Here is a 10000-nt window from a genome sequence, read left to right on the forward strand (position 1 = left end):
TCCTTCACTTGCCCAACATCCTTTAGCCCCGGCTCCAGCTCAAAACCGCTGTTTACATCGATGGCATAGGGCTTGGGGCGGATCTTTTCAAACTCCTTGCTCTTCAAATTTTCCAGGTTCAGGCCGCCGCTCAGGAAATAGGGCTTGTCAGACAGGTAGCCTTTCAGTATTTCCCAGTCGAAGACCGTTCCGTTGCCGCCGTAGTTATTGCCACGCGTGTCGAACAGGAAATAGTCGCAGCTTCTTTCATACAGTAGGGTGTTCTCAAACACGAATCGATCGTCTACGGAAAAGGCTTTAATTACCTCCAGACCCGCATTCTTGAGCTCCTGGCACTGCTTCGGAGATTCGCGCCCGTGCAGTTGTACCAGATCCAGTTTATACTTGTGCGCGGTGGCTAGTATAACGTCAGTCGCTTCATTTACAAACACCCCGATTTTTTTTATACCTGCCGGCAGATTGGCCAGAAGCTCAGGCGTAATATACCCCTCTGCGAAGCGTTTGGATCCTTCGTAAAAAATAAACCCCATGAAATCCGGCTGAAGCGCTGCGATCTGCTTCAGGTTTTCCGGCTGGCGCATGCCGCATACTTTAACTTTCATGCTGTTTGTGCTTTAAGCTCCTGTAACTGACGCAATTCTTTAATAAAAGCAGCTGCTGCACGCTCAGGACGGCTATCGGTCATAAAGGTCTCTCCGATCAGGAAGCCGTTGTAACCCGCCTGCTGCAACTCGACCAGCGTCTGGGGCTGGCTCAGGCCGCTTTCGGAAACCTTGGTGATACCAGCAGGTATGTACTGGGCTAGTTCAAAGGATAAGCCAATATCGGTTCTGAATGTTTTCAGGTTGCGGTTGTTTACCCCTACTACACTCACATACTCGTTGAAAGCCTCGTCCAGTTCTTCCTTATCGTGTACTTCCAGCAGCACCTCCAGGCCAAGCGAGCGGGCAAATGCAGCCAGTTCTTTCAGGCGCGCCGGCTCTAGGGCAGCCGCGATCAGCAGGATGGCGTCCGCACCGATCGACTTCGCTTCCACGATCTGGTACTCGTCTACCACAAAGTCTTTGCGCAGGATCGGGCAGTAGTTGTACTTGCGGGCGGTTATCAAGTCTTCGTTCTTGCCGCCAAAAAAGTTCGTATCGGTAAGAATAGACAAAGCCGAAGCGCCCGCCTGCATGTAACCGATGGAGGTGCGCTCCACCGACACATACGGGTTGATGTCGCCTTTGGAAGGAGACTTGCGTTTGATCTCGGCGATGATCCCGCTCTTATCCGGGCGCAACAGGTACCGTTCCAACGACTGGCAGGGAGTTTCGAAGTATAAGCTTTTCTCCAGTAGTTTCACCGGGTACAAAGCTTTGCGTTCGGCTACTTCAGTATACTTATGGGCAATGATTTGGTCAAGTATGTTCATGTCTTTTGATTTGTAAATAAGGAGATGTGGAGATGAGAAGAGGATCAAGCAATAGCCAGTTCTTTGTCTCCTATTAACTTGTTGAATAAGGTGTAAGCCCTTCCGGATGCAAGTGTTTCTTTAGCCAAAGCAACAGCATCCAGGAGGCTGTATTCCGGCCTTGCGCACTGAATGGCCATACCTGCATTGGCGGCTACTACGGCTTCCTGCGCCGCTGTTCCTTCCCCTTTGATCACATCTAAAAAGATCCGGGCCGCATTTTCGATGGTGCCTCCTCCCAGGATCTGCTCCTGCTGCAGGCGGGGCAGGCCTAGCGCTCCCGCATCCAGTAAAGATTCTTCCTTATCAGAGATCACTTTAAAAGGGCTGGTCAGTGAAATCTCGTCGTAGCCGTCCAGGGTATGGATGATGCTATACTTCACATCGGTTTGCTGCTGGTACAGGTATCCGAACATGCGGGCCAGTTCCAGGCTGTACACGCCTACCATCTGTAGCTTCGGGAAAGCCGGATTCACCATCGGTCCCAGCATGTTGAAGAATGTTTTCACGGCCAGGTCTTTACGGATGGCGCCCACACTCTTCATGGCCGGATGGAACAAGGGCGCATGCAGGAAACAGATGTTATAGGTAGCTATACTGCGTTCCAGGGCATCGGTATCGGTGGTGAACCTGATGCCAAGTGCTTCCAGCACATTCGAGGAGCCGCAGGACGACGACACGCCGTAGTTGCCGTGCTTGGCAACAGGAATACCATTGGCCGCCAGCACAAAAGAAGACAGGGTCGAGATGTTAAACGTATCCTTCCCGTCACCGCCCGTACCGCACAGGTCTATCGGGTTATAAGCTGACAGGTCCACGCGGTGGCACTGGTCGAGCAGCGCGTTGCGAAAGCCTTCCAGTTCCTCCACCGTGATGGAGCGCATCATGTACACGGTCAAAAAGCTGGAGATCTGGCTCAGGTTATACTTGCCGCCCGTGATGTTGACGAGCACTTCCCGCGCCTGCTCTTTGCTCAGTGTTTTATGCTCGAATAAATGGTTGAGTATTTCTTTCATTTTTTGATATTTTAGATGTTAGATTTTAGATGTTAGACTCTTTCTGGATTTATGACTTTGCAAAAAGTCTATTATCTAAAGTCTAATGTCTAGCGTCTAATTAAACAGCCAGTTCTTAATTATTTCCCTTCCGTGCTCCGTCAGGATCGATTCCGGGTGAAACTGTACGCCGCGTACATCGTGGGCTTTGTGGCGGAGCGCCATGATGTTGCCGGCTTCGTCCACCGCTGTGGGTACCAGGCAATCGGGCAGTTGCTGCTCCACCAGCCAGGAGTGGTAGCGGCCGGTATTGAACTGCTTCGGCACATCAGTGAAAAGCGGTTCCTGCTCACAAACAACCCGAACCGGCGTCGCGATCCCGTGCCATACCTGGTTGCTGTTAAACAACTTACCACCGTATACCTCTCCTATTGCCTGATGACCCAGGCACACGCCAAACAAGCTCTTCGTCGGACCAAAAGTGCGTATTATCTCTTTCAGCATACCTGCTTCGTCAGGTATACCCGGGCCGGGCGAGAGCAGAATCTTATCAAACCGGCTGACTTCTTCCAGCGTCGTTTTGTCGTTGCGACGCACCGTTACTTCTGCGCCCAGTTCCTGCAGCAGGTGAACCAGGTTGTAGGTGAAAGAATCGTAATTATCGATTACCAGAACGTTCATATTAGTTGATCTCCTGTGCTAAGGTTAAGGCTTTGCGAAGCGCCATCAGTTTATTATCCACTTCCTGCAGCTCGCTTTGCGGATCGGAAGCCGCCACAATGCCGGCCCCTGCCTGGTAGAAAAGCTTATAGTCTTTGCTCAGAAACGAGCGGATCATGATGGCACTGTTGAAGTTGCCATTGAAATCCAGGAAGCCGATACAACCGCCGTAAAAAGCGCGGTTGGTGGTTTCATAAGTATCGATGAGCTGCATGGCTCTGTGCTTGGGCGCGCCGGAAAGTGTGCCGGCCGGAAAGGTACTGGCCACCATCTGTAGTGAATCTTCCTGGCTATGCATTTGACCCGACACTTTGGATACCAGGTGAATGACGTGGGAGTAATACTGTATTTCGCGGAACGTCTCTACCTCCACGCTGTGTCCGTTGCGGCTCAGGTCGTTTCGGGCCAGATCCACGAGCATCACGTGCTCGGCATTTTCTTTGGGGTCGGCCAGCAGCTTTTCGGCCAGCGCGGCATCGGCGGCATCGTCACCCGTTCTGCGGAAAGTGCCCGCAATCGGGAAAATGCTGGCTTTGCCGTCTTTGATCACCAGTTGCGCTTCCGGCGAAGAGCCAAAGATCTTGAAGCTGCCATAGTCAAAGTAGAACAGGTAGGGCGAAGGATTTACAGAGCGCAAAGCCCGGTATACATTGAACTCGTCTCCCTGAAAGGCCTGCTCAAATCTGCGGGAAAGCACCAACTGGAACACGTCGCCCCGGAAGCAATGCTCCCGGGCCTTTTGAATGTTCTTCAAAAAACCATCGCTGCTGATATTATAAGCTTCCTGGCCAGTGGTTTTAAAGGTATAGCTCGGAATATTGCGACTGTTCAGCAAGGCTTCGAGTTGTGCAATGCCATTATCATCGTCCTGGTTGTAGCTGTGCGAGAAAATGTAGGCCTCGTTGGTGAAGTGGTTGATAGCGATGATGTAGCGGTACACCGCATAATACAGATCGGGCAGCTGTTGACGTTCGGGGCGCAGTTTCAGGTCTATTTCTTCGAAATACCGGACGGCATCATAGTTCATGTATCCGAACAGTCCGTTGTTGATGAAGCTAAAGCCCGTCTTCTCTACTTCAAAGCTCTTTGCAAAGGCTGACAATTGCGCCGGTACATTCGTTTCTTTGATGATGGGCGTCTGGCGGGTGCTGCCATCCGGGAAGAGCTCAGTCAGGATTTCATTATCAGCTTTTATACTGGCCATCGGGCTGCAGCAGATGTAGGAGAAACTGTTTTCGGCACCGTGGTAATCCGAGCTCTCCAGCAGAATGCTATTGGGGTAGCGGTCGCGCAGCTTCAGGTATACGCTTACCGGCGTCAGGATGTCGGCCAGGAGACGTTTGTAGGTGGTGGTAATGTTATACTTGGTCATCGGGTTTGGATTGCGTAAAAACAAAAAAGCCTGCCATTCATGTGAACAGCAGGCTTTTTATACCTTTGGGTTAATGCTATAAATCAAATCTTCCTGGTTATAGCAAGGCTGTTCACGATACTTATAGTAACGTGCCACCACCATGCCATATGAAGAGTTTGTATCATTGTCTCTTTTAAAATTGTTGTTCAGGAATTTCTATACCTTCCTGATTCACAAATTTACGGGCGATTCTAACAAATACAAATTATATCTGCTTTTTTTGCCGGCAGGTAGATGGACCAGCTTTTGGGGCAACCGCCTGCTTATTTCTAAAACCATACCTGTTTCTTCTCAGTATAAATTTAAAAAGGCCTCCAGGTATACGCTCCTCCTATCTTGCCCTTACCAGATGGCTATACCTGGTTTTCTGCGCTCACTCATCCTATAGGCGGAGATGCGTAACCCCATCGTCCCGATGCGATCTTCCATTACATTGTTGGGAAAGATCGGCAGCTATATTTCCACTTTTGGGAAATGTACATCTTGCGAAATTTAATTGCTTCCCACAAATGCGCTCTTTATCACAGCCTTAGCATTTCTTTAGTGAATGAAAAACGTTTAGGACTAGTTTTTGCTGATCAAAAATCCTTACAGGCTTGCTGAAGGCTTCATTTATCGAAGCCTGATGAACAGATTGGAAATTATACTCTATCCGGAACCTGCTGGAAATGAATGCTGGATTTGCAGCCCTTTCGCCACAGTAACACACATATGAAACTGGTTAGAAACGAAATTTTGTATAGAGAACACAACATCCTAATTGAGTACAACTATACCGATAACTGGTTGTACGTAAATTGGCGTGGCTATCAGAATTATGACAGTGTGGTCGCGGGCTGCGAAAAGATTCTGGATTTTTTGCAGGAAAGGGAATGCGCTAAAGTATTAAATGACAACACCAATGTGGAAGGAATCTGGTCAGGAGCCTCCAAATGGGTGGGCCAGGATTGGATGCCGCGTATGCAGGCAGCCGGCTGCGAATGTTTTGCCTGGGTTTACTCGCCCAGCACCTTTAGCCGGCTTTCTACCGACAAGGCTTTGAAGAATACAGAAGACATGAGCCATATCAGAACATTTGAAGATATAGAGGCCGCCAGCACCTGGCTACGCGCCTGCTGATTTTTAATTTATAAGTACTTAAACAAAAGAGGGACTGTCATGTGGCAGTCCCTCTTTTGTTTAACGATACTTACAGCGTCCCTTTGGTACTTGGGATGGAGCTGTCCAGTGGATTCCGCTGCACAGCCATCTGGATCGCCTTGGCAAAGGCTTTGAAGATCGCTTCGATCTTGTGGTGTTCGTTTTGCCCTTCGGCCTTGATGTTCAGATTGCTCTTCGAGGTATCACTAAAGGACTTGAAAAAGTGGTAGAACATCTCTGTCGGCATATCCCCTACTTTCTCTCGCCTGAATTCTGCATCCCATACTGTCCAGGGTCGGCCACTGAAATCAATGGCTACCTGTGCCAGTACATCATCCATTGGCAGCAGGAAACCATACCGGCTGATCCCTTTTTTGTCACCCAAAGCTGCCAGGAATGCTTCGCCCAAAGCCAGGCCCGTATCTTCGATGGTATGATGCTCGTCAATGTGCAGATCGCCTTTCACCTGTATATCCAGATCCAGTTTACCGTGCTTGGCCAGCTGTTCAAGCATGTGATCGAAGAAGCCCAGACCGGTATGAATGTTCATTTTTCCGGTACCGTCCAGGTTCAGGTCGATGGCAATGTTTGTTTCGTTGGTTTGGCGGCGTATGCTGGCACTGCGTTGCGGCAGCTTCAGAAAGGTATAGATCTCGTCCCAGTCATGGGTGCTGAAAGCAGCTTCTGCTACGGGTTCCTCGCCTATGAAGATGGCTTTTGCTCCCAGATTTTTGGCCAGTTGAATATCTGTCATCCTGTCGCCGATCACATAGGAGTTGGCCAGGTCATACGCTCCGGAAAGGTAGTTTGTCATCATGCCTATACCTGGTTTGCGGGTTTCGAGGCCTTCGTGCTCAAAGCTGCGGTCAATCAGGATATCGGCAAACTCTACTCCTTCACTTCGGAGTATGTCGAGCATTTTGTTCTGATAAGGCCAGAAGGTTTCTTCGGCATAAGAATCGGTGCCCAGTCCGTCCTGGTTAGTGACCATCACAAACTCGTACTCCAGCTCCGAGTAGATCTTGTAGAGGTTGCGGATGACCTTGGGTATAAATTCAAACTTTTCGAAGGAATCTACCTGAAAATCCGTTTTGGGCTCCACCAATATGGTGCCGTCCCGGTCAATAAATAATGCTTTTTTCATGTTATGAGAGATGTTAGAAGTTAGATTTTAGACGATAGACTTCTTGATTGAATGAGTAAAAATTACAGTCTGAACTCTAACTACTATTGTCTAAATACTAAAATTAGCCATTGCCTGGAACAGCTGTTGATTCTCTTCGGTAGTGCCCACTGAAATACGCAGACAACCCTCACAACCGGGCAAGCCGGATCGATTGCGTACGACGATACCTTTCTCCAGCAGGTAGTTATAGAGGCCATTGGCATCTTTTACTTTGACCAGCAGAAAGTTTGCATCGGATGGGTATACCTTCTCCACCGTTTTCAGGGTCGGTAGTGCCTGCACCAGCATCTCACGCTCCTGCACGATCTCCTCCACCATATAGGCCAGTTGCTCGGTCTGTTGCAGCGACTTCAGTGCCAGTTCTTGTGTGGCCTGGTTGATGTTGTACGGTGGCTTGATCTTGTCCATCAGGGAAATAACTTCCTCCGAGGCATACGCCATACCTAAGCGCAGTCCTGCCATCCCCCAGGCTTTGGAGAAAGTCTGCAACACTACCAGGTTTGGGAACTCATCCAGTCTACTGATCCAGCTCGGGCTATTGGCAAAGTCAATGTAGGCTTCATCCAGCACAACCAGCCCCTCGAAACTCAGGAGGATGGTTTCTATACTTTCCCGTTCAATGCTGTTCCCCGTCGGGTTGTTGGGCGTGCAGATGAAGATCAGCTTGGTCGTAGGTTTTACCTGCTCCAGCACCTCCTGTACCGGCACCTGGTAATCAACTGTCAATTGCACGGCATCCAGTTTCACCTCGTTCAGGTTGGCCGATACTTCATACATGCCATAGGTAGGCGGCAGGTGGAGCATGCTGTCCTGGCCCGGGCGGCAAACCATCCGGAACAACAAATCAATGGCTTCGTCGCTGCCATTACCCAGGAAGATCTGCGAAGGCCTCACTCCTTTTATTTCGGCAATGCTGGCTTTGAGCTTCTTCTGGTGCGGGTCCGGGTAGCGGTTGTAGTTGTCACCGGCCAGACTGCCCAGGTTATTTTCGTTGGCATCAATAAAGACACTAGCCGCGCCTTTAAACTCGTCCCTCGCTGAGGAATACGCTTTCATCTTCAGCACATTGGGGCGCACAATCTTCTCCAGGTTAAACATTAGTTACCTCCTTTAATCTGATACTTACTGCATTTTTGTGTGCTTCCAGACCTTCCGCCTCAGCCATCACCTCGATTGTTCTGCCGATATTCTGCAGGCCTTCCGGTGTGATGTACTGGAACGTGATCTTTTTGACGAAGCTGTCCAGCGAAACTCCGCTATAAGCCCGGGCATAACCGTTGGTTGGCAAGGTATGGTTGGTGCCGGAAGCATAATCTCCGGCAGATTCCGGGCTGTAATTACCCAGAAATACCGAACCGGCATTTACGATCTGGTCAAGTACCGCCTCAAACCCATCGACGGACAGGATCAGGTGCTCCGGCGCATAAAGATTGGAAAACTGCAGCATCTCTTCCACATCCTGCAACAGTATACCCATGCTGTTTTGAAGCGCTTTTGCGGCAAATTCTTTGCGTGGCAACACTTCCAGCTGCGCGTGCAACTCTTCTTCCACCTGGCTCAGCAATTGAGCAGAATTGGTCAGCAGTACGACCTGCGAGTCGGCTCCGTGCTCTGCCTGTGAGAGCAGGTCGGCTGCCACAAAGGCCGGATTGGCCGAATCATCCGCTATAACAAGCACTTCAGATGGCCCGGCCGGCAGGTCGATGGCCACACCGGTTTTACTCAGCATCTGCTTGGCCACGGTCACATACTGGTTGCCGGGACCAAAAATCTTATCAACAGCCGGTACACTTGCCGTACCGAAAGCCATGGCGGCTATGGCCTGTGCGCCTCCGGCTTTCACTACTTTGGTTACTCCCAAAAGAGAAGCGGTATACAGAATGGCCGGGTGAATGGTGCCTTCTTTGGAAGGCGGCGTACAGAGCACTATTTCCCGGCAACCTGCCAATCGTGCCGGTACCCCGAGCATCAGCAGCGTCGAAAACAAAGGGGCTGTGCCACCCGGTATATAGAGACCAACTTTTTCAATCGCCACACTTTTGCGCCAGCACGTAACACCCGGCATGGTTTCGACCTGCTTGGGTTGCTCTGACTGCTGCGCATGAAACAACCGGATATTGCTGTACGCCTGCAGGATAGCATCTTTCAGTTCGCCAGGTATAGCAGACTCTGCAGCGGCTATTTCTTCTTCTGTCGCCAGCAGATTTGTTAGTTGTACGCCATCATACTTCAGTGCCAACTCCTGCAATGCTCCATCTCCCTTCTCGCGCACCAGCCTGAAGGTCTGTGCTATACCTGCCTCCAGTTCTTCATAATTTTTGGTGGGCCTTTTCACCAGTTCCTGCCACGCAGCAGCTACCGGATATTCTATTTTGCGCATCATATGATCATCTTTTCTATAGGGACTACCAGTATACCTTGTGCTCCCATCTCCTTCAGCTTTTCAATAATTTCCCAGAAATCATCTTCGTTGACAACAGAGTGCAGCGAGCTCCATCCTTCTTCTGCCAAAGGCAAAATGGAGGGGGATTTGGCTCCCGGTAATAAATTGCTGATCTCCGCTATTTTATCATTGGGTGCATTGAGCAGAATATACTTGGCTTTCTGGGCACGCTGTACGGCATGAACCCGGAAGAGCAATTTCTCCAGTATCGCTTTCTTTTCAGCAGACAGGTCATTGTTAGCGATCAGTACTGCCTGTGAATTAAACACGCGTTCCACCTCTTTGAGTCCATTGCTGATCAGGGTGCTGCCGGAGCTGACAATATCGCAGATGGCTTCTGCCAGGCCTATGCTTGGAGCGATCTCTACAGATCCGCTGATGGTGTGAATGTTGGCCTTTACCCCGCGCTCCTGCAGGTAGGCCTGCAACAGATTCGGATAAGAAGTGGCGATGTTCTTCCCTTCCAGGTCCGTGATGTCATTGTACTCGTCGCCTTTGGGTACCGCCAGCGACAGGCGGCATTTTGAGAAGCCCAGCTGCTCGACAGCCAGGGATTGCATGCCTTCTTCTACCAGCACATTCTCTCCGACTATACCTATATCGGCTACACCGTCGGCTACATAGCCTGGTATGTCATCATCCCGCAGGT

10 protein-coding genes are annotated in these 10000 nt (G+C 50.2%); 1 reads left to right on the top strand and 9 read right to left on the bottom strand.

Going from position 1 to position 10000, the window contains the following annotated elements:
- The 5 genes from OB13_RS04125 to OB13_RS04145 form a co-directional block, all read right to left on the bottom strand.
- On the bottom strand, window positions 1-602 hold a 602-nt coding region (locus OB13_RS04125), incomplete at its 3' end, for a phosphoribosylanthranilate isomerase (RefSeq protein WP_461488881.1).
- Window positions 599-1414: an indole-3-glycerol phosphate synthase TrpC gene (gene trpC / locus OB13_RS04130; RefSeq protein WP_461488882.1), complete on the bottom strand. Its 816-nt coding sequence runs from the start codon at window positions 1412-1414 to the stop codon at window positions 599-601. The genes OB13_RS04125 and trpC, both read right to left, overlap by 4 nt.
- A 44-nt stretch (window positions 1415-1458) precedes the next feature.
- Entirely contained in the window at window positions 1459-2469 is a 1011-nt protein-coding gene (trpD, locus tag OB13_RS04135; RefSeq protein WP_461488883.1) for an anthranilate phosphoribosyltransferase, read from the bottom strand.
- A 96-nt stretch (window positions 2470-2565) separates the two neighbouring features.
- A complete protein-coding gene (locus tag OB13_RS04140) occupies window positions 2566-3129 on the bottom strand; it encodes an anthranilate synthase component II (RefSeq protein WP_461488884.1) in 564 nt (187 codons plus the stop codon).
- Window position 3130: 1 nt separating this feature from the next.
- Window positions 3131-4540, bottom strand: a complete 1410-nt coding sequence (locus tag OB13_RS04145) for an anthranilate synthase component I family protein (RefSeq protein ID WP_461488885.1) — start codon at window positions 4538-4540, stop codon at window positions 3131-3133.
- 753 nt (window positions 4541-5293) lie between these two features.
- On the opposite strand from OB13_RS04145, the gene OB13_RS04150 reads away from it, so the two are divergent.
- The gene (locus OB13_RS04150; RefSeq protein ID WP_461488886.1) at window positions 5294-5701 is read left to right on the top strand and encodes a hypothetical protein; all 408 of its coding nucleotides are present in this window, start codon (window positions 5294-5296) and stop codon (window positions 5699-5701) included.
- A gap of 70 nt (window positions 5702-5771) precedes the next feature.
- Here the strand turns inward: OB13_RS04150 and hisB are convergent, their stop codons facing one another.
- From hisB to hisG, 4 genes are all read right to left on the bottom strand, one after another.
- The gene (hisB, locus tag OB13_RS04155; protein WP_461488887.1) at window positions 5772-6866 is read right to left on the bottom strand and encodes a bifunctional histidinol-phosphatase/imidazoleglycerol-phosphate dehydratase HisB; all 1095 of its coding nucleotides are present in this window, start codon (window positions 6864-6866) and stop codon (window positions 5772-5774) included.
- 90 nt (window positions 6867-6956) lie between these two features.
- Entirely contained in the window at window positions 6957-8006 is a 1050-nt protein-coding gene (gene hisC, locus OB13_RS04160; protein WP_461488888.1) for a histidinol-phosphate transaminase, read from the bottom strand.
- The gene (hisD, locus tag OB13_RS04165) at window positions 7999-9288 is read right to left on the bottom strand and encodes a histidinol dehydrogenase (protein ID WP_461488890.1); all 1290 of its coding nucleotides are present in this window, start codon (window positions 9286-9288) and stop codon (window positions 7999-8001) included. Before hisD ends, hisC begins: the two co-directional genes overlap by 8 nt.
- Window positions 9288-10000: ATP phosphoribosyltransferase (gene hisG, locus OB13_RS04170; protein WP_461488889.1), on the bottom strand; the 713-nt coding region annotated here is incomplete at its 5' end. The genes hisD and hisG, both read right to left, overlap by 1 nt.

Source organism: Pontibacter sp. HJ8 (genome assembly GCF_054824225.1).